Below are 21,921 nucleotides of genomic sequence, written 5' to 3' on the forward strand. Positions count from 1 at the left end.
CAGATCGATTGCCCTGTCGTGGCCGGTATGGTTTGCGCCGCATTATCGCGTTTCAAATCAGGCACGATGGCGTAGGGTTGTGGTCGAACCGTGAACTCAAGTGATTGAAGGGACATCGCCATGCTGGACTGGAAAAACCGCGCGGGCAGCGCGCCTGAACGTGCCGCCGAACCGAAATCGGCCACCCGCAGCTACCTGGGTGGGCTGTTTTTCAGTCGGGCACTGGCCACGCTGGTCGGCCTTTACCTGCTGGTGACCATTGCTGTCGGCTGGTACTGGAGCCAGGAACCGGCGCTGTTCCCCGTGCAGCAAAATGCCCAGGCGGCGGCCGAGAAGGACGGTCGGCAAATGGTGGTGGGCTATACCACCGTCGAAACCCTCAAGACCGTGGCCGGGACCTTGCTGACCAAGCCGGGCGGCTACATTTCCAATGACCGCTTCCCGCCAGGCCTGTGGATGGACAACATGCCGAGCTGGGAATACGGCGTACTGGTGCAGGTCCGCGACCTGAGCCGCGCCTTGCGCAAGGACTTTGCCCGTTCCCAGTCCCAGTCCGCCGAGGATGCTGACCTGGCTAAGGCCGAGCCGCGTTTCAACTTCGATAACCGCAGCTGGGTGCTGCCTTCCAGCGAGTCGGAATACCAGGAAGGCATCAACTCCCTGAGCCGCTATCAGGCGCGTCTGTCCGACCCAACCCAGAAAAACGCCTTGTTCTACGCTCGCGCCGACAACCTGAACAACTGGCTGGGGGACGTCGGTACCCGCCTGGGCTCGCTGTCCCAGCGCCTGTCGGCCAGTGTCGGCCGGGTCAAGCTCAACACCTCGCTGAAAACCGAAGTTCCGGTTCCGGGTCAGGTGCCGCAGGTGGATGAAGAGGTGGTCGAAACCCCATGGATGCAAATCGATAACGTGTTCTACGAAGCGCGTGGCCAGGCCTGGGCGCTGTCGCACTTGCTGCGCGCCATCGAGGTGGACTTCGCCGATGTACTGGCGAAAAAGAACGCCACGGTCAGCGTGCGGCAGATCATTCGTGAACTGGAGGCCTCCCAGGAGCCCGTCTGGAGCCCGATGATCCTCAACGGCAGCGGCTTCGGCGTATTGGCGAATCACTCGCTGGTGATGGCCAACTACATCTCCCGCGCGAACGCGGCGGTGATCGACTTGCGGCAATTGCTGAACCAGGGCTGATTCGATGGACGAAAGCAGCCGCGAGGTCGCTCATCGGGCGGCCTCGGATGCCGAGCTGATCGCTTGGGTCGACGAACACGACAACCCGCTCGGCAGCCTGGTGCGTGCCGATCTGCGTGAGCGTGGCCTGATCGGACGCGGTACCTACATCCTGCTGTTCAACTCGGCCGGTGAGCTGTGCGTTCATCGGCGGACCTTGAGCAAGGCGATCTACCCGGGTTTCTGGGACGTGGCGGCGGGTGGCATGGTCCAGGCGGACGAGACCTACGCCGAGTCGGCCGCCCGTGAGCTGGCGGAGGAGCTGGGCGTGAGTGGTGTCGAACTTATCGCCCATGACCATTTCTACTTCGAAGACACCGGCAGCCGCCTGTGGTGTTCGGCGTTCTCGGCCGTGTGGGATGGTCCGCTGATCCTGCAACCTGAAGAAGTGCTCGAGGCGCGTTTCCTGCCCGTCGATCAAGTGCTCGATGAAATCCAGCACAAGCCATACTGCCCGGACTCCCTGGCGGCGCTTGAGCGCTATTTGCGCGCCCATGGCGATGGCGTCGCAAAGAAGCTATAAATTGGCGCCGATTGGCCCTTAGCAAGTCGGCTTTTTGCCGTTACACTGCGCGACTTTTCCAAGCTGAATCGCCTCTGCGGTCCAGTAGCGCTGCCCCTGCCTGAGTGGGGCTTCGCGGTCGAGGTACTGTCTCCCCTCGACCAGTCTTTGTCCTCCCGAGAGGATTGCCGGTGGCCAAAAAAGCCGCATCCTTCGCCGCCCTGGGCGGCCTGGTATTTTCTACCGACGCCGGTCGTCATTGCCCTGATTGCCGTCAACCGGTGGATGCCTGCATCTGCAAACAGACCGCCATCCCTGAAGGTGATGGCATCGCTCGCGTGCGCCGCGAAAGCAAAGGCCGCGGTGGCAAGACGGTGACGACGATCACCGGCGTGCCGTTGGCCGAAGACGCGCTCAAGGAACTGGCCACCACGTTGAAGAAACGCTGTGGCACCGGTGGCGCGTTGAAAGACGGCATCATCGAGATCCAGGGCGATCACGTCGAGCTGTTGCTGGCGGAACTGACCAAACACGGTTTCAAGGCAAAAAAATCCGGCGGCTAGCAGCCTCTGTGAAAACCACCCTCGGCCCGATCCGAACCCGATGTTCGAGATCGCCCACATGGTTTTCACAGAGCCTGTTCTGAACGGGCTTCTAAACTCAGCGCTGCGAGCAGGGTCTACCTTGCTGACAGACAATCCGTCATTTTCACTCTTTAGACTGCGCCAGCCTCCGACCGGATGGTGCATTTTGACTTCTTTATAGGGGACTTCGATGTCCGTACGACGCACACGCAAAGACGATGGCAGCCAATGGACAGTTGCGGACAGCCGCAGTGTTTACGGGATTCGCCATTGGGGGGCCGGGTATTTCGCGATCAATGACGCCGGTCGCGTCGAAGTTCGTCCGAATGGCCCCGACAGCTCGCCCATCGACCTGTTCGAGCAAGTCGATCAGTTGCGCCAGAGCGGCCTTTCGCTGCCGTTGCTGGTGCGCTTCCCTGACATCCTGCAAGACCGTGTGCGCCAGCTCACCGGCGCGTTCGACAGCAACATCGCGCGCCTGGAGTACCAGAGCCAGTACACCGCGCTCTATCCGATCAAGGTCAACCAGCAGGAAGCGGTGATCGAGAACATCATCGCCACCCAGAACGTCTCCATTGGCCTGGAAGCCGGTTCCAAGCCGGAGTTGCTGGCCGTATTGGCCCTGGCGCCGAAGGGCGGGACCATCGTCTGCAACGGCTACAAGGACCGTGAGTTCATCCGCCTGGCGCTGATGGGCCAGAAGCTGGGGCACAACGTTTTCATCGTCATCGAGAAGGAGTCCGAAGTCGGCCTGGTGATCGAAGAGGCCGCTGCGCTCAAGGTCAAGCCACAGGTTGGCCTGCGAGTACGCCTGTCATCCCTGGCGTCGAGCAAGTGGGCCGACACCGGTGGCGAGAAGTCCAAGTTCGGTTTGTCTGCCGCGCAACTGCTCTCGGTGGTCGAGCGTTTCCGCAGCGCGGGCCTGGACCAGGGCATTCGCCTGCTGCACTTCCACATGGGTTCGCAAATCGCCAACCTGGCGGACTACCAGCACGGTTTCAAGGAAGCGATCCGTTACTACGGTGAACTGCGCAACCTCGGCCTGCCGGTGGATCACATCGACGTCGGCGGTGGCCTGGGCGTGGACTACGACGGTACGCATTCGCGCAACGCCAGCTCGATCAACTACGACATGGACGATTACGCCGGTGTCGTGGTCGGCATGCTCAAGGAGTTCTGCGATGCCCAGAGCCTGCCGCATCCGCACATCTTCTCCGAAAGCGGTCGCTCCCTGACCGCCCACCACGCAATGCTGGTGGTGCAGGTGACCGACGTCGAGAAACACCACGACGACGTGCCTGTGATCGACAACAAGCAGGAACTGCCGGAAACCGTGCAATGGCTGGTGGACCTGCTGGGCCCGACCGACATCGAAATGGTCACCGAAACCTACTGGCGCGCTACCCACTACATGAGCGACGTGGCTGCCCAGTACGCCGACGGCAAGCTGACCCTGGCCGAAAAAGCTCTGGCCGAGCAGTGCTACTTCGCCGTGTGCCGTCGCTTGCACAACTCGTTGAAAGCCCGTCAGCGTTCCCATCGCCAGGTATTGGATGAACTCAACGACAAGCTCGCCGACAAGTACATCTGCAACTTCTCGGTGTTCCAGAGCCTGCCGGACACCTGGGCCATCGGCCAGGTGCTGCCGATCCTGCCGCTGCATCGTCTCGACGAAGAGCCGCTGCGCCGTGCCGTGCTGCAAGACCTGACCTGCGACTCCGACGGCAAGATCAAGCAGTACGTCGACGAGCAAAGCATCGAGACCAGCTTGCCGGTCCACTCCCTCAACCCGGGTGAAGATTATCTGCTGGGCATCTTCCTGGTGGGTGCCTATCAGGAAATTCTCGGCGACATGCACAACCTGTTCGGTGACACCGATTCGGTGAACATCTACCAGAATGCCGACGGCAGCGTGTACCACGCCGGTATCGAAACCCACGACACCATCGAAGACATGCTGCGCTACGTGCACCTGTCGCCGGAGGAATTGATGACGCACTACCGCGACAAGTGCGCCAGCGCCCGTATCAGCGCCGCTGAACGCACCCAGTTCCTGGATGCGCTGCGCCTGGGGCTGACTCGCTCGTCCTACCTGTCTTCCTGATAGGCAACTGAACGCCCGCCGGGACTGTCAGAAAATACTCCGTGTGCTGCGGGTTTTTTCGGATAGTCCCGGAGGGCGTTTTCATTTGTGCCACCGTTATTTCCGCATACCGCTGCGTTTAACCGGCAGTGTCCTTATTTCGTGTAGTCCCTTTCCTAACTTGTACTTGGGCCCTCTACTCGGCCATGGCTCTCAGCGAGAATCCCTGGCCGCCCCTCCTGTAGAGAAACGCCGATGTCCGATCCAGCCAGCGAGCCATCATTTCGTCTGGAGATAGCCGGTCTGCCCGAACCCTTTGTCGTCGTGGCCTTCACGGGTAGCGAAGCCATCAGTGAACCCTTCGTCTATGAGGTGGAGCTGCTGGTCAGCGACACCCGCCTGGACCTGGCGGGGCTGTTGTACCGCAACGTCTGGTTAAGTTTCGGGGCCTCGGGCGCGGGGATCCATGGGCAGCTCCACGAGCTTGTGCAGCTCCGTCACGGCGCCGGCTGCCGGGTGCGTATCGGGCCGAAGCTGGCTTGTCTGGCGCAACGTTTCAATCAACGGGTGTTCAGTGCCCGCTCGGTACCGCAGATCATCCGCCAGGTGCTCAAGGCCCATGGCATCAGCGGTCGCAGCCTGTGTCTGGATTTGAGTGGCGATTATCCACCGCAGGACTTCTGTACCCAGTATCGCGAGTCGGACCTGCAGTTTCTTCAGCGGGTGTGCGCCCAGGCGGGCATCCATTTCCATTTCGAGCAGGGCGGGGACGGGCATTGCCTGGTATTCGCGGACAGTGCGGGCAGTTTTCCTCCTCTCGGCGAGGCGGTATACGGGGGCGATGAGCAGGCCGCTGCGGTGCGCACTTTCAGTGTGCAGACCGATGTGTCGGGGGAGCAGGTCGCCCAGGGTCGCAGTGATCTGAGGCACTTGCATTGCGGTCAGGTAGTGTTGTTGACGGCCCATCCTTTTGAAGGCTGGAACCAGCGCTGGTTGTTGACGAAGGTCGAGCATCGCGGCCAGAGCGGCGTGTATGGCAATCACTTCAAGGCCATCCCCTGGGGCGTCCCGTTCGTGGCATCCAGGGTCCCTGCAAAGCCGCGCATGGTGAGCCGGCAACGTGGCTGGGTGGTCGCGGTGGATGAGCCGGCGCTGCAGATGACAGGACGGGTGGCGGTGCAGTTCGACTGGGTCTATCAGGGGGAGGGCGCCAGTCCCAGCCATTGCTGGCTGCCATTGGCACCCGAATTGGCCGCTGGCGGGCCCGGCACCATTCGTGACGGCACCGAGGTGCTGGTGAGTTTTATCGAAGGCGACCCTGATCGCCCATTGATCAGTGCGTTCCTCGACCAGCCTGCATCGGCAGAGACAGTGGATGAGCCATCTTCGAGCGAAACGCTCTGGCAGTCTGTTGTCGATCCAGCGCTGTTGTCCGCGATCCAGAATGCCGAGCCGTTGGTCTTGTTGTGCCTGTTGCCCGGCGGCGGCAGCTTCAGCCCCTGCGCTCAGGCGGTATGTACCTGCCGCATGCTCACACGACGTGGCTCGGACGTTGCGCCATGAGCGCCGCCGCCATCCCGGGAGCCTCGCCTCAATGGCTGCTGCTCGACGTGCCGGGCGCTCCCAGGGCCACGCGGTTTCTGCAGGAGCAGTTCCCAGAAACTCGACGCTTTGCGTTGTTCGAAGGCACCGAGTTGCACGGCCTGAGGGAACACGGCCCGCTGCTGGTGGATGTACGGCAATCGCCAGCGCTGATCAGCCTGTGTCATCTGGATCCACATGCCTGGCCGGGGCTGCTATTGGTAAGCGCGTCGGCAGCCGCGCCATTGCTGGCGCATTTGCGCCGTATGCTCACGGTGACCCTGGGCCTGCATCACAAAGCCTTGTTGAACTACTACAACCCGCACACCGCCAGCTATTTCTTCGACGGCTGTGACCCTCAGGAACTCAGTTGCTGGCTGGGCCCGATCAACCTGTTGCGCTGGTTCGGTGGTTCTTGGGCGGACCGGGCGATTGGCAGCCAGGGTTGGCAGCAGTTGTCCAACCCTGGGCTGCCGGTGGCGGCGCTGGAAAACGAACACGGCCTCAGCGACCGCCAGCAGCGTCAGTTGCAGCAATGCCTGCTGGAGCGTCATGCCTGGCAATGGTCTCGCTCCACCGGGCGGGATTACCGCTTGCTCTGGGGAGACTTGCAGCAGGGCCTGGCGCTGGGGTTCACCGAGCGCCCGGTGCTCGACGATTGGCTGTGGCTGCGTCTGCAATACCCTAACGCCAGGCCAATGTCGGAGCTGACGGGCGGCTCGCAACGCGAGCGGCTCGAGCAACTGCGGCGGCTGTGGCAGGACGACCAAGCTTGACGCGTTATTGGGCCTGGGCGCCGAGCCAGCTGTCGCGCCGCTGCAAGTGCCAGGCGATAGCCCCAAGGGTCAGGCTGCGCAATGCCATGAACAGCAGGAACGTAATCCACAACCCATGATTGCCCAGCCCTTGCAGCGCCCAGGCGAACGGCACCACCAGCAACAGGGTCAGCAGCATGCCGTTGCGCATTTCCCGGGCGCGGGTGGCGCCGATGAACAAGCCGTCAAGCAGATAGCTCCAGACTGCGATCAGCGGCAGGGCGGCCAGGTAGGGCAAATAGCGATAGGCAGTGTCGCGTACGTCGGGAATATTGGTCTGCATATCGATGAACAGGTGTCCGGCGAGCAGAAACAGCAGTGCAAAGCCGACGCTTGCGATCAATGACCATCCGCAGGCCACCACCAGCGAGCGGCGCAGGGCCAGTCGGTCATGGGCGCCGATGGCGTGGCCACACAGCGCTTCGACGGCATGAGCCAGGCCGTCCAAGGCATGGGCTGTCAGCAGCAGGCCGTTGAGCAGCAGGGCGTTGGCCGCCACAGTCGCATCGCCCAGGCGGGCACCTTGCACGGTGATCAGGAAAAACACCGCTTGCAGCGCCAGGCTGCGAATGAAAATGTCCCGGTTCACCGCCAGCAGCGGGCGCCAGCTCTGCCACATCCCCAACGCGGCCCAGGCGATCTGCCCCGGCCAGGCGCGTAATGTGTTGCGGGCCAGGACCAGACCGAGCAACGCCCCCGTCCATTCGGCGACTACCGATGCCCGGGCCGAGCCGGTCACGCCCCATTCCAGGCCAATCACGAACCACAGGTTCAGGGCGATGTTCACCAGGTTGGTCACCAGCAGGATCGCCAACGGCGCCCGGGCATTCTGGGCGCCGAGGAACCAGCCCACCAGCGCATAACTGGCCAGCGCCGCCGGCAGGCCGAAGAGCCGGGTGTGGAAAAAATCCTGGGTCAACTGATTGAGTTCGACGGACGGCTGCATGAAATGCAAAGCCAGCCCACTCAGCGGCACGCCGACCGCCCCGAGCACCACCGCCAACCCCATCGCCAGCAACAGGCCTTGCAGCAACACCTGGCGCAACGCTGCCCCATCTCCGCGCCCGGCAGCCTGGGCGGCGAACCCGGTGGAGCCCATGCGCAAGAAACCCATGGCCCAGGCCAACACCGTGTACAAACTCGCCCCGACCGCCACCGCGCCCAACTGATGGGCATGGGGCAAATGGCCGATGACGGTGCTGTCCACCAATGCCACCAGCGGCACGGAAATGTTCGAGAGAATCATCGGCGCAGCCAGCGCCCAGACCCGGCGATGGGTGAGGCGGTCGCGCCAGTCGGTGATCAGGTTGGGCATGGGGGCTCCTTGATGGAGCGCGATTGTAGCGGGTTCTCGTACCGATCGTTCCCACGCTCCTGCGTGGGAATGCCTCTACGGACGCTCTGCGTTCGGCTTTAGGACGCGGAGCGTCCCGGGCTGCATTCCCACGCGGAGCGTGGGAACGATCTCAACTCTGTGGGAGCTTTGCCCTCACACTGCGCCCTCGGCCCTAGTGAATAATCCAACTCAATACCCACAACCCCAGCACCAGCCAGATGATGCCCATGACGATCGACGCCCGCATGAACGCGCGGATCGCCGAGTACAGCAGCATCAGGCCGAGGATCAGCGCGAGGATGCTGATGATTGAGGCGTCCATGCCCAGGGTGCGCGACAGGCCATCGACGAAGTTGCCGCCGGCATTGGCCAGCGTGTTGAACAGGCCGCTGAGCAGGTCGACGATAAAACGGATCACCGAACCGAGTGCCTGGCCGAGCCATTCGAAAAAACTTTCTACCTGCATGTGTGCTTCCTGATGAGAGGGGGGTGAAGTCGAGCCTTTGGCTTCTGATTGTAGGAGCTGCGCAGGCTGCGATCGTTCGATTATGGGGTAAATCGTTGCTTCGTACCGAGACGCTTGCCTTCGCCCGTTATCCCCCCGAAGCTATGCGCATTCAGGAGAGCCCGATGAACCTTGTTGAACTGACCGAACGCCTGCACGCCATTCGCGACCATAACGATTGGCGGCCATTCCACAGCCCGAAAAACCTCGCCATGGCCGCCAGCGTGGAAATGGCCGAGCTGGTGGAAATTTTCCAATGGCTGACCGAGGATCAGTCGCGCCAGATGCCGGCAGACAAACTGGCCCACGCGGGGCAGGAGGTCGGTGACATCGTGTTGTACCTGTTGCTGTTGTGCAGTGAACTGGGGTTGGACATGGACGCGGTGGTGCGCAGCAAACTGGCTGACAGCGAGCGGCGGTTCGGACAATGAGCGACCGGCATTTCGACCAGCTCGCCACGCGCTTTGCTGAGAAGATCTATGGTGGGGCCAAGGGCGCGATTCGTCTGGCGGTGCTGCAGGCCGATCTGCTTGAAACCTTGCCGCAGCGTCCGTTGCGCGTGCTGGACATCGGCGCCGGCCTGGGCCACATGTCGTTGTGGCTGGCCGAGCGCGGCCATCAGGTGACCCTGGCCGAGCCGGCCGAGCCGATGCTCGAAGGCGCTCGTCAGCGGTTTGCCGATGCCGGCCAGAGCGCCACGTTCATCCAGGCGCCGTGGCAGGACCTGCTTGGCCAGCTCACCGAGCCCTATGACCTGGTGCTGTGTCACGCGGTGTTGGAGTGGCTGGCCGAGCCCCACGCGATCCTGCCGGTGCTGCATCAACTCACCGTCCCGGGTGGCTGGCTGTCCCTGGCGTTCTACAACCGCGACGCGCTGGTCTATCGCAACCTGCTAAAGGGGCATTTCCGCAAATTGCGCAAGAACGACATGGCCGGTGAAAAACAGAGCCTGACGCCGCAACAACCGCTTGATCCGCGGGAGTTGGCGGCGCAACTTGAAGGCCTGTGGCAGGTCGAAAACCAGAGTGGCGTGCGGGTTTTCCATGACTACATGCCGGTGGAGTTCCAGGGCCGCGTCGAGTTGGCGCAGTTGCTGGAAATGGAGCTGGCCCACCGTCGCCATCCGGCCTTTGCCGGGCTGGGACGCTACCTGCACTGGATCTGCCGTCCCCTCTGATCTGAAAGAACAATCGGAGAGCTAAATGAAAGGTCGTTCAGGGTTGTTGATGCTGTGCCTGGGGCTGGTGGCTTGCCAGGGCAGCAACCCGTATGTCGCCACGTCTAATCCGCTGCCACCGGCGCCGCCCGAGGCTGCCACGGTATTGGACCGCAGTGCCTACCCGGCACCGCCGCGTGACTACGGGCATTATCGCAGTTGGGCCTGGCTCAACGGGCGTCTACCGCCGGGCACTGCTTGGGCAGACTCGGCCCAGGTGGCTGAAGCGGTAAGCAATGCCCTGGACCAGCGCGGCTTGCGCCCATTGCACGATAACCGGCCGGCCGATCTGTTCGTCAGCGCCGATCTGCGCCTGGAGACTCGCGTGCGCCAGGTTCGCGATGATTACGACGCGGGTTACTACGGCGGCTATAACCGTTACGGTCCCGGCTACGGCATGTACAACACGGTGCCGGTGGTGCGCACTTATCAGGAGCAGGTTGTGGTGGTGCGAGTGGATCTGTTCGATGCCCGCAACGGTCAGCCGGTGTGGAGTGCCAGTGCCGAGACCAGCCAGCGCGGCAATCAGAGTGAACGCACCGATGCCATTCGCGAAGCGGTGGAAAAGGCGCTGTCGTCTTATCCTCCAAGTTGATTACGCAACGGAGAAAAACCATGTTTCGCCGTCTTGCTCTACTGGCGTTTGCTGTACTGCTTAGCGCCTGCGCTACCAACCAGGTGAACCACGACTTTGACCCCAGTCGCGATTTTTCCGCTTACCGCAGTTGGAGCTGGAAGGAACCGGCGCTGCAATACCGCCCCGATGATCCGCGGATCAAGAGCGACCTGACGGAGCAGCGGATCCGTCAAGCCGTTACCGACCAACTTGACCAACGCGGCCTGCGCCCGGCTGCGGCTGGCGGACGAGGCGACGTATTGGTCCAGGCTTATCTGATCGTCGAGGATCGCCAGCAACAAGTGACCACCAACTACGGTGGCGGTTGGGGCAGCCCCTGGAATGGCTATTGGGGCGGGCCGATGTACAACGAAACTCGCAACATCAGCTACAAAGTCGCCACCGTGCAGATCGACCTGCTCGATGGCAAGGACGGCAAGCTGGTGTGGCGAGGCAGCGATGAACGAATGCTCAGCAGCTCACCCAACCCGACTGACCGCGACACCGCGGTGCGTGAGACCGTGGCGCGGATCCTGGCCAACTACCCTCCGCGGTAGCTCGAGAAAAATTGTGGGAGCTTGCTCTCGATGACGGCAGCCTATCCAACATCCATGCAGGCTGACCCACCGCTATCGCGAGCAAGCTCGCTCCCACATGGGCTTCGGGGTGTCCACGGAAATTGCATCCACCACCATCCCTGTGGGAGCGAGCTTGCTCGCGATAGCGGCTTTGCAGCCGACCTATTCATCCCGTATGTAGCCGATAGAAACTGTCGCTGCATCGCCCATCTCAGCCAACCGGCCGCCATCCGCCCACCATATGCTCCAACTCCCCAGCCCCGACCAGGCGTAAATCGCCACTGGACCCTGCCGCACTCGCCAACAGCGTCACCTCACTGGGCAGGCGCACGGGTTTCTTGAAGGTCACCTCGATCTCGATGTTGGCATCGGGCAGGTGGTCGTCCAGGGCCGCCAGGGTCCTGGCCTTGTTCCACAGGCCGTGGGCGATGGCGGTGGGGAAGCCGAACAGGCGGGCGCTGAGACCGCTCAGGTGGATCGGGTTATAGTCGCCAGACACCTTGGCGTACTGCCGACCAATGTCCGCCGGTGCCGTCCAGCGTGCCACTTCAGTCAACGGCAGGCTTTCCTGCGACGAGTCTTCCACCAGGGCACCATCCAACTGCACGCCTTTGCAGAGCATCTGGCTCGTGGCTTCCCACAGTGGTCCCAATTGATCATCGATGCGGGTCACAAGGTCGAACACCGCGCCCTTGGGGTGGGCTTGCAGGTTCTCGACATTGACGCTGGCCCGCACCTGGCTGACGCCGCCCATGGGTCGCAGCACGCGGATGCGATTGCTCAAGTGAATCAATCCCAGCAGCGGGAACGGAAAGTCCCGCGCGGTGAGCAATTGCATTTGCAGGGCGAACGCCAGTACGTGGGGATAGGTCGGTGGCAGCAAGCCGTTCTCGGCGAAACCGCAGACCTTGCGATAGGCCGCCAGGCGTTGTGGGTCGACCTGGAGCATTTGGCGCAACCCTTCCTCGGGCAACGTCTTGCCGGTGACCTTGCGCCGTGTCGCGGCTTTCGCATACAGCCCGGACATGCTCGGCGCGGCACTTACCTCTTGCCATTGGATCGTCATGGTCATGCTCCCAGGAGGCTTTGCCCACAGACCCGCAACGCCTGCCCGGTCACCGCGCCCGTGCCCGGTTGCGCCAGCCAGGCCACGGCCTCGGCGACGTCCTGAGGCAGGCCGCCCTGGCCCAAGGAACTCATGCGTCGCCCGGCTTCGCGCAGGGCGAAGGGAATTTCGGCGGTCATGCGCGTTTCAATGAAGCCCGGTGCCACGGCGTTGATACTGATTCCGCGCGCCTGTAACGCCGGTGCCCAGGCCTGGGCCAGGCCGATCAGCCCGGCCTTGCTCGCGGCATAGTTGGTTTGCCCGCGGTTGCCGGCGATGCCACTGATGGACGCCAGCAACACGACACGGCCATTGTCCCGCAGGGTGCCGCTGTCAAGCAGGGCCTTGGTCAGGACCTGAGGCGCGTTGAGGTTGACCGCCAGCACCGCGTCCCAAAACTCCGGGGTCATGTTGGCGAGGGTCTTGTCCCGAGTGATGCCGGCGTTGTGCACCACGATGTCGACGCCGTCGGGCAGGTGCTCGATCAACTGTGTGGCCGCCTCTTCGGCGCAGATGTCCAGCGTCACGCTGCGCCCGCTCAAGCGTGCCGCCAGGGCGTCGAGGTCGGCTTTGGCCTGGGGAACGTCCAGCAGGATCACGTCGGCGCCGTCCCGGGCCAGGGTTTCGGCGATGGCTGCGCCGATCCCCCGGGCGGCACCGGTGACCAGTGCCTTGAGCCCGGTGAGCGGCCGGGTCCAGTCCTGGACCTGGGTGTCGCAGGCGTTGAGGCGAATGACCTGCCCGGAAACGAAGGCACTTTTGGGCGACAGGAAAAACCGCAGTGCGCCTTCCAACTGCGTTTCGGCGCCGTCACCGACATACAGCAGTTGCAGCGTCCCGCCGTGGCGCAATTCTTTGGCCAGGGAACGGCTGAAACCCTCCAGCGCCCGCTGGGCACTGGCGGCGAATGGATCGCCCAGGCTTTCCGGCGCACGACCAAGGATGACGACATGGGCGCTGCGGTCGAGGTTTTTCATCAGGGGTTGAAAGAACTCTCGCAGCTGCTTGAGCTGATCGACCTGCACCAAATGGCTGGCGTCGTACACCACGGCCTTGATTTTCGGGCCGTGGCCGGGGATCCATTCGGTGGCCAGAGTCGGCTCGCCGCCGTAGACGAAAATGGCGTCGGTCAGGCGCTTGGCGAATGTGCCGACCTGCTCGGTCAACGGCCCGCCGCCCAGCAGCAATGCCCCCTCGATCGGCCGCAGCCGCCCGGCCTGCCAGCGCTCCAGACGTACCGGTGAGGGCAGGCCCAGGGCTCCGACCAGACGCAGGCCAATGGCCGAATTGGCGAAGTCGATATAACGGTCTGACATGGAACACACTCCGGCTGATGAGGTTCAAAGTGTGGACCATGATTGGCAATCAGTCGTTCGATCGGCGAGATAAAGCCTAAGCTTGAGCTGGAGCGCTCTTTCCAGAGCCCCGAATTCCTGTGGTAGCAAGCTTGCTCGCGATGCAGACGCCTCGGTTTTTCCAGGGCGATGGCGTCATCGTTTATCGCGAGCAAGCTCGACTCCCATGGGTGATTCGGTTGAGTTTCATAAGGTGATGGGCACATTCAGACCTACACGGGGAGTTCTTCATGACACAGCTACGCCGCGTCGCGATCATCGGTGGTAACCGCATTCCCTTCGCCCGCTCCAACGGGCCCTATGCCACCGCCAGCAACCAGGCGATGCTGACTGCCGCCCTCGAGGGGCTGATCGAGCGCTACAACCTGCATGGCCTGCACATCGGCGAGGTCGCCGCCGGTGCGGTGCTCAAGCACTCCCGGGACATGAACATGACCCGCGAATGTGTGCTCGGTTCGCGGTTGTCACCGATGACGCCGGCCTATGACGTACAACAGGCCTGTGGCACGGGGTTGGAGACGGTGCTGCTGGTCGCCAACAAGATCGCCCTGGGCCAGATCGACAGCGGCATTGCTGGTGGGGTCGACACCACCTCGGACGCACCGATTGCGGTCAATGAAGGGCTGCGCAGGATTCTGCTGCAAGCCAATCGCGCCAAGACCACTGCCGACAAGATCAAGACCTTCCTGCAACTGCGCCCTCAGCACCTGGTTCCTGACCTGCCGCGTATCAACGAACCGCGTACCGGCCTGAACATGGGGCAACACTGCGAATTGATGGCGCAAACCTGGCAGATTCCCCGGGAGGAACAAGATCAGTTGGCCTTGGAAAGCCATCAGAAATTGGCTGCGTCCTACTCCGAAGGCTGGCAGAACGATCTGATGACGCCGTTTCTCGGCCTGACCCGGGACAACAACCTGCGCCCGGACCTGACCCTGGAAAAGCTCGCTTCCCTCAAGCCGGCCTTCGAAAAAAGCGCCAAGGGCACGATGACAGCGGGCAACTCCACGCCACTGACCGATGGCGCCTCGTTGGTGTTGCTGGGCAGCGAAGAGTGGGCCCAGGCCCGTGGCCTGCCGATCCTGGCGTACCTGCGCGACGGCGAAACGGCCGCGGTGGATTTCGTCCACGGCGCCGAAGGGCTGCTGATGGCGCCGGTCTACGCAGTGCCGCGACTGCTGGCGCGCAACGGCCTGACGTTGCAGGACTTCGATTACTACGAGATCCACGAAGCGTTCGCCGCCCAAGTGCTATGCACGTTGAAGGCTTGGGAAGACCCCGATTATTGCAAGACCCGCCTGGGCCTCGCCGCGCCGCTGGGGGCCATAGACCGCAGCCGGTTGAACGTGAAGGGCAGTTCCCTGGCCGCCGGGCACCCGTTTGCCGCCACGGGCGGGCGAATTGTCGCCAACCTGGCCAAGTTGCTGGATGCGGCGGGGCGCGGCCGAGGGCTGATCTCCATTTGCGCCGCCGCCGGCCAGGGCGTGACGGCGATTATCGAGCGCTGAGGATCGCGCCGTTCTGTTGGGACGCCAGTTCCCGCTGTCGGCTGGCGTAGCGCTCGGCCAGGATCGAGCAGACGATCAACTGCATCGGGTGATAAATCATGATCGGCAACAGGATCAGGCCCAAGCCAGGGTTGTTGCCGAAAATCAACGCCGCCATCGGTACCCCGGCGGCGAGGGACTTCTTGCTGGCACAGAACACCGCCGCGATTTCATCGGCGTTGCTGAACCGCAGGGTCCGGGCGGTGCGGGTGGTCATCCACAAAATGATTGCCAGCAGCACGGCGCTGCCGATCACCGCGCTGAGCAACACGCCGTGGCCCTGCTGTTGCCAGATCCCCGACACCATCGAATTGCAGAATGCCGCATAGACCAGCAGCAGGATCACCAGTTTGTCGATGACGCTGGTATAGCGTTTGTACCGACCGAAAAAACCGGCCAGCCAACGCCGCAGAAACTGCCCCAGCACCAGCGGCAGCAACAACATCATGCACAGGTCGAGCAAGGTCGAACCCAAGTCGATGCCGCCGGCGCCGCTGCCGACCACGAAACTGACCAGCAACGGCGTCAGGACCACCCCCAGCACGCTGGACAGGCTCGCGTTGAGAATCGCTGCCGGTACATTGCCGCCGGCGCTGCCGGTCAGGGCCACCGAGGAGGAAATGGTCGAGGGCAGGGCGCACAGGTAAAAGAACCCCAGCATCAGCAGTGACGGTACGTGACTGCCCAATAGCCAGTTGCTGAGCAGCCAGAGCAACGGAAACACGCCAAAGGTAAAGCCCTGCACCATCAGGTGCAGACGGGTGTTTTTCAGACCGTGGCGGATCTGCTCGCCGGACAGGTTGACCCCGTGCAGGAAGAACACCACGAAGATGCCGATATTGACCACCCATTCGGCGTGCATGGCGCCGCCGCTGGCACCAAAGGTTGGAAAGAAGTACGCCAGCAACGTGGCGATCAACATGCCGCAGAGGAACCAGTCGGTCACCATGCGTTTGAGGTGTCGGAGGATATGCATAGGGCACCGCAAGTTGTAAGAAAAGTCGACTTAGCCTAACGTCGGCCTCTACAACCGTCTTGCGACATAAGGCCAATCAATGCCGACTAACGGACACCAGCAGTTGGAAAGACGCATCCCCGACCTGACGGAGTTGCCTAGGCCGCTGTATGCCCGTGTCGAAAGCTTGAGCGCCGGTTCCTGGACCCAGGCCCACCGTCATGATTGGGTGCAGTTTTCCTACGCCATCAGCGGCGTTCTCGGCGTGCACACCGCCGCAGGCAGCTTCTTCGCTCCGCCACAACGGGGCATCTGGATCCCGGCCGACCTGGAACATCATGTCGTCACCTCCACCCGGGCGGAAATGCGCAGCCTGTATGTCCATCGCCAAGCCTGTCCATGGGCGGATGAGCGTTGCAGGGTATTGGAAGTCACCCCCCTGGCTCGGGAGTTGATCAAGGTTTTTTGTCAGCTGCCGGCCGATTATCCGCAGGACGATAGCCGGGAAGAACGCTTGGTGCAGGTATTGCTCGACCAACTGGCAACCCTGCCGGAAGTGGGTTTTTCCCTGCCGCTGCCTCGACATACTCGCCTGCTGGGGCTGTGCAACGAACTGATCGAACAGCCGGAGCAGAACGTCACCCTGCACGCCTGGGCCGAACGCTTGGGCACATCGGAAAAGACCCTGATGCGCCTGTTCCAGCGTGAGACCGGCCTGAGCTTTCGCGCCTGGCGCCAGCGCATGCGCTTATTGTCGTCCCTGGGGTCGCTGGAGAAGGGCGATAGCGTGACCAGCGCGGCGCTCTCCTGTGGGTACGATTCAACGTCCGCTTTTATCGCGGCGTTCAAGGGGATGTTCGGGTTTACCCCGGGGGAGTTGTTCAAGTCCTGAAACCGTGCAGCCGACATGACTGTCAGCTCTTGTCGCAAATACCTTCGCATTCAGTTGCCAATGCCACACCCGGTCTCGGCTATGATTCGGCTCGGTCGATCCGATCCGGCACATTGTGTGCATCGCTGGTTCATAGGTCGGCAACCCCTCCCCGTGGAGCAAGGATTGCCGTATAACGACTGTCATTCGCGTGTTTGGTAATAAAGGACCCACAATAAAAGCTGATGAAGACTCCAAAACGCATTGAACCCCTGATCGAGGACGGTCTGGTCGACGAGGTGCTGCGCCCACTCATGAGTGGTAAAGAAGCAGCTGTTTATGTGGTGCGCTGCGGCAACGAGCTACGTTGCGCCAAGGTCTACAAGGAGGCGAACAAGCGAAGTTTTCGTCAGGCGGCCGAGTATCAGGAAGGCCGCAAGGTCCGCAATAGCCGTCAGGCTCGTGCCATGGCCAAAGGCTCCAAGTTTGGTCGCAAGGAAACCGAAGACGCCTGGCAGAATGCCGAAGTGGCGGCGCTGTTCCGCTTGGCAAGCGCCGGTGTGCGCGTGCCCAAGCCGTACGACTTCCTTGAAGGCGTGCTGCTGATGGAACTGGTGGCCGACGAGTACGGCGATGCGGCGCCGCGTCTGAACGATGTGGTGCTGGAGCCGGACCAGGCCCGTGAATACCACGCGTTCCTGATTTCCCAGATCGTGCTGATGCTGTGTACTGGCCTGGTGCACGGTGACCTGTCGGAGTTCAACGTACTGCTCACGCCGACCGGCCCGGTGATCATCGATCTGCCGCAAGCCGTGGATGCTGCGGGTAATAACCACGCCTTCAGCATGCTGGAGCGGGACGTGGGCAACATGGCCTCCTACTTCGGCCGGTTTGCGCCGGAGCTCAAGCGTACCAAGTACGCGAAGGAGATGTGGGCGTTGTACGAAGCCGGTACCTTGCACCCGGCCAGCGTGTTGACTGGCGAGTTCGACGAGCCGGAAGAACTGGCGGACGTCGGTGGGATCATGCGCGAGATCGAGGCCGCCCGCCTGGACGAGGAACGTCGCCAAGCCGTGCGCGCCGCCGACGATGCCCCACCCGGCAAAACCGAAGAACCGCCTCCGCCCTGGATGCAGTGATCGGTTGACCACAAACCCGGCCAAGGCCGGGTTTTTTTATGGCTGCCAAAAAATCAGCCTCACCGCAGATCCATTGTGGGAGCGAGCTTGCTCGCTATAGCGGTGGATCAGCCTGCATCGATGTTGAATGGACTGCCGTCATCGTGAGCAAGCTCGCTCCCACAGGGGGGGAGTGTTCCAGGGGCTGTCAGGCGGGCGCGGTTTCCTGGCAACACCCCGACGCCAGTTCCTTGAGGATCGGACAATCCGGGCGGTGGTCACCATGGCAGTGTTCCACCAGGTCCTGGAGCGTGTCGCGCAGTTCGGCCAGTTCGCGGATCTTCTGGTTCAGTTCATCGATGTGCTGCCTGGCCAGGGCCTTGACGTCGGCGCTGGCCCGTTGGCGGTCCTGCCAGAGGGTCAGCAGTTTGCCGACCTCTTCCAGGGAAAACCCAAGGTCCCGGGAGCGCTTGATAAAGGCCAGGGTGTGCAGGTCCTCGGCGCCGTAGATCCGATAGCCGCTGTCGGTGCGATGGGCGGCCTTGAGCAGGCCGATGGATTCGTAATAACGGATCATCTTCGCGCTCAGGCCGCTCTGGCGGGCCGCTTGGCCGATGTTCATCGCTTGTCCTCCAGGTGCTTGGGTGTCCAGAATTTCAACAGTAACGCATTGCTCACCACGCTGACGCTCGACAACGCCATGGCCGCGCCAGCCAGCACTGGGTTGAGTAAGCCGAATGCCGCCAGGGGAATGCCGATCAGGTTATAGACGAACGCCCAGAACAGGTTCTGGCGGATCTTGGCGTAGGTCTTGCGGCTGATGTCCAGGGCCGCCGGCACCAGCCGAGGATCACCGCGCATCAGGGTGATACCGGCGGCGTGCATCGCCACGTCAGTGCCGCCGCCCATGGCGATGCCGATGTCGGCCGCAGCGAGGGCCGGCGCATCGTTGATGCCGTCGCCGACCATCGCCACCACCGAATGGCTCTTCAATTGTTGGACGATAGCGGACTTGTCCGCCGGCAATACTTCGGCATGGACCTGGGTGATCCCCAGTGCCTGGGCCACCACCTTGGCGCTGCCACGGTTGTCGCCAGTGAGCAAGTGGCTGGCGATGTGGCGTTCATTCAACGCCTGTACGGCCGCGAGGGCGCCGGGCTTGAGCGTGTCACCGAAGGCGAACAGGCCCAGTACCCGCGGCGTTGCGGTTTGTTCGATCAGCCAGGACAGGGTCCGGCCTTCAGCCTCCCACGCCTGTGCCGACTCGGCCAGCGATGCAGGGCTCAGGCCCAATTCTTCCAACAGGCGCCGATTGCCCAGGGCCAGGCGGCGACCGTCGAGGCTGCCGGCAATGCCGCGCCCGGCCAGGGACTGGCTGTCGCTGACATCCGGCACGTCCAGGCTGCGTTCGGTGCAAGCGTCCAGTACCGCTTTGGCGAGAGGGTGTTCGCTGCCGCGTTGCAGCGCCCCGGCCATTTTCAGCAGCGTGTCTTCATCACCGTCAAGAGCGCTCAAGTGGGCGATGCGCGGTGTGCCGGAGGTCAGGGTGCCAGTCTTGTCGAACACCACGGTATCGACTTCATGGGCGCGCTCCAGGGCCTCGGCGTCCTTGATCAGAATGCCGTGGCGTGCGGCCACGCCCGTGCCGGCCATGATCGCCGTGGGTGTTGCCAGACCCAGGGCGCAGGGGCAGGCAATCACCAGCACGGCGACGGCGTTGATCAGCGCGGTTTCCAGCGGCGCACCGTACAGCCACCAGCCGATCAGCGTCGCCAGGGCCAGCACCAATACCACCGGCACGAAGACCTGGCTGACTTTATCCACCAGTTTCTGAATCGGGGCCTTGGCCGCCTGGGCGTCCTCCACGAGGCGAATGATGCGCGCCAGGACGGTTTCCGTGCCCAAGGCCTGGGTGCGCACCAGCAGCCGGCCTTCGCCATTGATGGCACCACCGGTAACCTTGTCGCCAGGTTGTTTGGGCACCGGCAGGCTCTCGCCGCTGATCAACGCTTCGTCGGCATGGCTCTGGCCCTCCAGCACTTCACCGTCCACCGGGAAGCGCTCGCCGGGCTTGACCAAAACCAGGTCATTCAAGCGCAAGGCGCTGATCGCCACGTCCCGTTCCTGGCCATCGATCACCTGGATCGCCCGCTCTGGCCGCAATGCTTCGAGGGCGCGAATGGCGCTGGCGGTCTGGCGTTTGGCGCGGCTTTCCAGGTATTTGCCCAGCAAGACCAGGGCAATCACCACGGCCGAGGCCTCGAAATACAGGTGCGGCATGCTGCCAGGACCGGCGATGATCCACTCATACAGGCTCAAGCCGTAGCCGGCGCTGGTGCCCAAGGCCACCAACAGGTCCATATTCCCGGCCCCGGCGCGCACGGCTTTGAAGGCGGCGACATAAAAACGCGCGCCGAAGATGAATTGCACCGGCGTCGCCAGGGCGAACTGCACCCAGGCCGGCAGCATCCAGTACACGCCAAATGGTTGCAGCACCATCGGCAGGACCAACGGCACGGCCAGCAGAATCGCCAGCACCAGGGCCAGGCGCTCACGGTTCAAACGGTTGGCCTGCCCGTCTCGGGGCTGCTCGGCCTGCCAGACGCTGGCGTCATACCCGGCGTGCTTGACCGCATCGATCAGGCGCTGCGGATCAACCTGGCCGAGCAATTCAAGGTGGGCTCGCTCGTTGGCGAGGTTGACGCTGACGCTGCTCACGCCGGCGATTTTGCTTAAGGCCCGTTCCACTCGGCCGACGCAGGAGGCGCAGGTCATGCCCTCAATGTTCAACTCCAGGGTTTGAGCAGGGACGCTGTAACCGGCCTGTTCGACGGCCTGCCTCAAGGCTGGCAGGCTGCCCTCGGGCGCCTGGACCCGCGCCTGTTCGGTCGCCAGGTTGACGCTGACGGCGCTGGCGCCGGCAACTTTACTCAAGGCCCGCTCGACCCGCCCGGTGCAGCTGGCGCAGGTCATGCCGGCAATGGGTAGATCGAACGTGGTGGATTCAGACATCGGTCAGGCTCCCTGTAGTGAATGACTACAGGATCAACCTTGCCATGCTGGCAAGGTCAAGCGCCAATCGAAAAGCTCGCACACATCTCTAATGCGGAGCTGGCGTTTCAGTAACCGAGCCCGGTTGACTTGAGGTACATGCCTTGCCCGTTCAGGGCGATGCGGAACTTGAGGATATCGCCGGCCCTGACCGTGATCTCCTGCGACCCGGGCGCGAGCATGCCCGGGTTGCAACCCGGTACCTGGCCCGGCAGCAACTTCAGACGCAAGGAGAATTGACCCGGTGGCAAGTTGAACGAGGTGCTTTGCTCCTGGAACAGCCGGGCCGAGAGCTGATCCTGAATGTAAATGCCGATTTCGCAGGAAGTCGCCACTTCCAGGCGCTCGCGGGAAATGATCAGCACGCCGTAATCTTCGCCAGTGGCCGATGCCTGGGGGGCTACCGCTGAAAAACCGAGCATGCAAAACAGGCTGAACGCTGACCAGCGCATGGCTGAACCTCCGGTGTGAAATCCTTGATATGTGCAGCTTGGCTGAGCGCGGTGCCGATTGCCAGCCCGGCAGTTTTCGCCAGAACTTGACCTTGCCATGATGGCAAGCTTGAAGCTATTGGCAACGTCATCCAAAGGAGTCATCTCATGCAAACTTTCAATGTTCAGGGAATGTCCTGTGGTCACTGCGTCAAGGCGATCACCCAGGCTGTCCAGGCCAAGGATCCGGCGGCCGACGTGCAAGTCGACCTGAGCGCCAAGACCGTTCAGGTCCAGAGCGCATTGCCGGTCGATGCCGTGCTCAAGGCCATTCAGGAGGAGGGGTATGAGGTAAGCCCCGCCTGAAGAATTTTAATCGTTAGCGACCTATCGGAATGTTCAAAAGCGCCCGGCACAGCTAGACTGTCGGGCTGCCGACTGACGC

The 21,921-nt window shown here is 62.6% G+C and carries 22 protein-coding genes; 14 read left to right on the forward strand and 8 right to left on the reverse strand.

Annotated features, from left to right (window positions below):
* Positions 1-120: 120 nt before the first annotated feature.
* The 6 genes from SGN16_RS03235 to SGN16_RS03260 all read left to right on the forward strand — a co-directional run bounded on the left by SGN16_RS03235 (position 121) and on the right by SGN16_RS03260 (position 6,753).
* The gene (locus SGN16_RS03235; RefSeq protein ID WP_210642670.1) at positions 121-1,188 is read left to right on the forward strand and encodes a DUF2333 family protein; all 1,068 of its coding nucleotides are present in this window, start codon (positions 121-123) and stop codon (positions 1,186-1,188) included.
* 4 nt (positions 1,189-1,192) lie between these two features.
* On the forward strand, positions 1,193-1,750 hold the full coding sequence (locus SGN16_RS03240) for an NUDIX hydrolase (RefSeq protein ID WP_210642671.1): 558 nt from the start codon (positions 1,193-1,195) through the stop codon (positions 1,748-1,750).
* Between the two features lie 170 nt (positions 1,751-1,920).
* A complete protein-coding gene (locus SGN16_RS03245) occupies positions 1,921-2,292 on the forward strand; it encodes a translation initiation factor Sui1 (RefSeq protein ID WP_025211628.1) in 372 nt (123 codons plus the stop codon).
* A 211-nt stretch (positions 2,293-2,503) separates the two neighbouring features.
* On the forward strand, positions 2,504-4,417 hold the full coding sequence (gene speA / locus SGN16_RS03250) for an arginine decarboxylase (protein ID WP_210642672.1): 1,914 nt from the start codon (positions 2,504-2,506) through the stop codon (positions 4,415-4,417).
* 234 nt (positions 4,418-4,651) lie between these two features.
* Positions 4,652-5,959, forward strand: a complete 1,308-nt coding sequence (locus SGN16_RS03255; protein WP_335943873.1) for a contractile injection system protein, VgrG/Pvc8 family — start codon at positions 4,652-4,654, stop codon at positions 5,957-5,959.
* Entirely contained in the window at positions 5,956-6,753 is a 798-nt protein-coding gene (locus tag SGN16_RS03260; protein WP_335943874.1) for a DUF4123 domain-containing protein, read from the forward strand. The genes SGN16_RS03255 and SGN16_RS03260 overlap by 4 nt, the downstream gene beginning before the upstream one ends.
* 4 nt (positions 6,754-6,757) lie before the next feature.
* On the opposite strand, the gene SGN16_RS03265 is transcribed toward SGN16_RS03260, so the two are convergent.
* Entirely contained in the window at positions 6,758-8,107 is a 1,350-nt protein-coding gene (locus SGN16_RS03265) for an MATE family efflux transporter (protein ID WP_210642675.1), read from the reverse strand.
* Between the two features lie 193 nt (positions 8,108-8,300).
* Positions 8,301-8,594 (reverse strand): hypothetical protein, encoded by a 294-nt coding sequence (locus tag SGN16_RS03270; RefSeq protein ID WP_123345032.1) that lies wholly within the window; start codon positions 8,592-8,594, stop codon positions 8,301-8,303.
* A 164-nt stretch (positions 8,595-8,758) separates the two neighbouring features.
* Between SGN16_RS03270 and SGN16_RS03275 the strand changes: the two genes are divergently transcribed.
* From SGN16_RS03275 to SGN16_RS03290, 4 genes are read left to right on the forward strand one after another with little or no spacing between them, the layout of a single operon-like run.
* A complete protein-coding gene (locus SGN16_RS03275; RefSeq protein WP_335943875.1) occupies positions 8,759-9,064 on the forward strand; it encodes a MazG-like family protein in 306 nt (101 codons plus the stop codon).
* Complete coding sequence (locus SGN16_RS03280) at positions 9,061-9,810, forward strand: methyltransferase (protein ID WP_210642677.1); 750 nt, start codon at positions 9,061-9,063, stop codon at positions 9,808-9,810. The genes SGN16_RS03275 and SGN16_RS03280 overlap by 4 nt, the downstream gene beginning before the upstream one ends.
* A 25-nt stretch (positions 9,811-9,835) precedes the next feature.
* Positions 9,836-10,444 carry a DUF4136 domain-containing protein gene (locus SGN16_RS03285; RefSeq protein WP_210642678.1) on the forward strand — a complete coding sequence of 203 codons (609 nt, stop codon included), beginning with the start codon at positions 9,836-9,838 and terminating at the stop codon, positions 10,442-10,444.
* Between the two features lie 20 nt (positions 10,445-10,464).
* Complete coding sequence (locus tag SGN16_RS03290; protein WP_335943876.1) at positions 10,465-11,022, forward strand: DUF4136 domain-containing protein; 558 nt, start codon at positions 10,465-10,467, stop codon at positions 11,020-11,022.
* A gap of 232 nt (positions 11,023-11,254) precedes the next feature.
* On the opposite strand, the gene SGN16_RS03295 is transcribed toward SGN16_RS03290, so the two are convergent.
* Both SGN16_RS03295 and SGN16_RS03300 read right to left on the reverse strand, forming a co-directional pair.
* A complete protein-coding gene (locus tag SGN16_RS03295) occupies positions 11,255-12,109 on the reverse strand; it encodes a MaoC/PaaZ C-terminal domain-containing protein (RefSeq protein ID WP_335946025.1) in 855 nt (284 codons plus the stop codon).
* Between the two features lie 2 nt (positions 12,110-12,111).
* The gene (locus SGN16_RS03300; RefSeq protein ID WP_210642681.1) at positions 12,112-13,464 is read right to left on the reverse strand and encodes a 3-oxoacyl-ACP reductase; all 1,353 of its coding nucleotides are present in this window, start codon (positions 13,462-13,464) and stop codon (positions 12,112-12,114) included.
* A 269-nt stretch (positions 13,465-13,733) separates the two neighbouring features.
* Between SGN16_RS03300 and SGN16_RS03305 the strand changes: the two genes are divergently transcribed.
* A complete protein-coding gene (locus SGN16_RS03305; RefSeq protein WP_335946026.1) occupies positions 13,734-15,011 on the forward strand; it encodes an acetyl-CoA C-acetyltransferase in 1,278 nt (425 codons plus the stop codon).
* Here the strand turns inward: SGN16_RS03305 and SGN16_RS03310 are convergent.
* Positions 14,998-16,026, reverse strand: coding sequence for a bile acid:sodium symporter family protein (locus SGN16_RS03310; protein ID WP_335946027.1), 1,029 nt, complete (start codon positions 16,024-16,026; stop codon positions 14,998-15,000). The two genes, SGN16_RS03305 and SGN16_RS03310, sit on opposite strands and share 14 nt — an antisense overlap.
* A gap of 79 nt (positions 16,027-16,105) precedes the next feature.
* Here SGN16_RS03310 and SGN16_RS03315 point away from each other — a divergent pair, with 79 nt between their 5' ends.
* Positions 16,106-16,897, forward strand: coding sequence for a helix-turn-helix transcriptional regulator (locus tag SGN16_RS03315; protein ID WP_210642684.1), 792 nt, complete (start codon positions 16,106-16,108; stop codon positions 16,895-16,897).
* Positions 16,898-17,121: 224 nt separating this feature from the next.
* The gene (locus tag SGN16_RS03320; protein WP_072410317.1) at positions 17,122-18,015 is read left to right on the forward strand and encodes a PA4780 family RIO1-like protein kinase; all 894 of its coding nucleotides are present in this window, start codon (positions 17,122-17,124) and stop codon (positions 18,013-18,015) included.
* Positions 18,016-18,202: 187 nt separating this feature from the next.
* Here SGN16_RS03320 and cueR read toward each other — a convergent pair whose 3' ends face one another.
* The 3 genes from cueR to SGN16_RS03335 form a co-directional block, all read right to left on the reverse strand.
* On the reverse strand, positions 18,203-18,616 hold the full coding sequence (gene cueR, locus SGN16_RS03325; RefSeq protein ID WP_210642685.1) for a Cu(I)-responsive transcriptional regulator: 414 nt from the start codon (positions 18,614-18,616) through the stop codon (positions 18,203-18,205).
* Entirely contained in the window at positions 18,613-21,006 is a 2,394-nt protein-coding gene (locus SGN16_RS03330) for a heavy metal translocating P-type ATPase (protein WP_335946028.1), read from the reverse strand. The genes cueR and SGN16_RS03330 overlap by 4 nt, the downstream gene beginning before the upstream one ends.
* Positions 21,007-21,113: 107 nt before the next feature.
* Positions 21,114-21,497, reverse strand: a complete 384-nt coding sequence (locus SGN16_RS03335) for a hypothetical protein (protein ID WP_210642687.1) — start codon at positions 21,495-21,497, stop codon at positions 21,114-21,116.
* Between the two features lie 147 nt (positions 21,498-21,644).
* Between SGN16_RS03335 and SGN16_RS03340 the strand changes: the two genes are divergently transcribed.
* The gene (locus tag SGN16_RS03340; protein WP_210642688.1) at positions 21,645-21,842 is read left to right on the forward strand and encodes a cation transporter; all 198 of its coding nucleotides are present in this window, start codon (positions 21,645-21,647) and stop codon (positions 21,840-21,842) included.
* Positions 21,843-21,921 lie beyond the last annotated feature (79 nt).

Origin of the sequence: Pseudomonas sp. G166, assembly GCF_037027455.2 — a bacterium.
In the GTDB taxonomy this organism is placed as follows: Bacteria; Pseudomonadota; Gammaproteobacteria; order Pseudomonadales; family Pseudomonadaceae; genus Aquipseudomonas.

What these genes read in the sequence shown, in the direction of transcription:
- SGN16_RS03295 (WP_335946025.1), bottom strand. Translation starts at nt 12,109, where the DNA reads ATGACGATCCAATGGCAAGAGGTAAGTGCCGCGCCGAGCATGTCCGGG.
- cueR (WP_210642685.1), bottom strand. Translation starts at nt 18,616, where the DNA reads ATGAACATCGGCCAAGCGGCCCGCCAGAGCGGCCTGAGCGCGAAGATG.
- SGN16_RS03330 (WP_335946028.1), bottom strand. Translation starts at nt 21,006, where the DNA reads ATGTCTGAATCCACCACGTTCGATCTACCCATTGCCGGCATGACCTGC.
- SGN16_RS03270 (WP_123345032.1), bottom strand. Translation starts at nt 8,594, where the DNA reads ATGCAGGTAGAAAGTTTTTTCGAATGGCTCGGCCAGGCACTCGGTTCG.
- SGN16_RS03320 (WP_072410317.1), top strand. Translation starts at nt 17,122, where the DNA reads ATGAAGACTCCAAAACGCATTGAACCCCTGATCGAGGACGGTCTGGTC.
- SGN16_RS03260 (WP_335943874.1), top strand. Translation starts at nt 5,956, where the DNA reads ATGAGCGCCGCCGCCATCCCGGGAGCCTCGCCTCAATGGCTGCTGCTC.
- SGN16_RS03340 (WP_210642688.1), top strand. Translation starts at nt 21,645, where the DNA reads ATGCAAACTTTCAATGTTCAGGGAATGTCCTGTGGTCACTGCGTCAAG.
- SGN16_RS03290 (WP_335943876.1), top strand. Translation starts at nt 10,465, where the DNA reads ATGTTTCGCCGTCTTGCTCTACTGGCGTTTGCTGTACTGCTTAGCGCC.
- SGN16_RS03335 (WP_210642687.1), bottom strand. Translation starts at nt 21,497, where the DNA reads ATGCGCTGGTCAGCGTTCAGCCTGTTTTGCATGCTCGGTTTTTCAGCG.
- SGN16_RS03255 (WP_335943873.1), top strand. Translation starts at nt 4,652, where the DNA reads ATGTCCGATCCAGCCAGCGAGCCATCATTTCGTCTGGAGATAGCCGGT.
- SGN16_RS03275 (WP_335943875.1), top strand. Translation starts at nt 8,759, where the DNA reads ATGAACCTTGTTGAACTGACCGAACGCCTGCACGCCATTCGCGACCAT.
- SGN16_RS03300 (WP_210642681.1), bottom strand. Translation starts at nt 13,464, where the DNA reads ATGTCAGACCGTTATATCGACTTCGCCAATTCGGCCATTGGCCTGCGT.
- SGN16_RS03240 (WP_210642671.1), top strand. Translation starts at nt 1,193, where the DNA reads ATGGACGAAAGCAGCCGCGAGGTCGCTCATCGGGCGGCCTCGGATGCC.
- SGN16_RS03310 (WP_335946027.1), bottom strand. Translation starts at nt 16,026, where the DNA reads ATGCATATCCTCCGACACCTCAAACGCATGGTGACCGACTGGTTCCTC.
- SGN16_RS03305 (WP_335946026.1), top strand. Translation starts at nt 13,734, where the DNA reads ATGACACAGCTACGCCGCGTCGCGATCATCGGTGGTAACCGCATTCCC.
- SGN16_RS03315 (WP_210642684.1), top strand. Translation starts at nt 16,106, where the DNA reads ATGCCGACTAACGGACACCAGCAGTTGGAAAGACGCATCCCCGACCTG.
- speA (WP_210642672.1), top strand. Translation starts at nt 2,504, where the DNA reads ATGTCCGTACGACGCACACGCAAAGACGATGGCAGCCAATGGACAGTT.
- SGN16_RS03280 (WP_210642677.1), top strand. Translation starts at nt 9,061, where the DNA reads ATGAGCGACCGGCATTTCGACCAGCTCGCCACGCGCTTTGCTGAGAAG.
- SGN16_RS03265 (WP_210642675.1), bottom strand. Translation starts at nt 8,107, where the DNA reads ATGCCCAACCTGATCACCGACTGGCGCGACCGCCTCACCCATCGCCGG.
- SGN16_RS03285 (WP_210642678.1), top strand. Translation starts at nt 9,836, where the DNA reads ATGAAAGGTCGTTCAGGGTTGTTGATGCTGTGCCTGGGGCTGGTGGCT.
- SGN16_RS03235 (WP_210642670.1), top strand. Translation starts at nt 121, where the DNA reads ATGCTGGACTGGAAAAACCGCGCGGGCAGCGCGCCTGAACGTGCCGCC.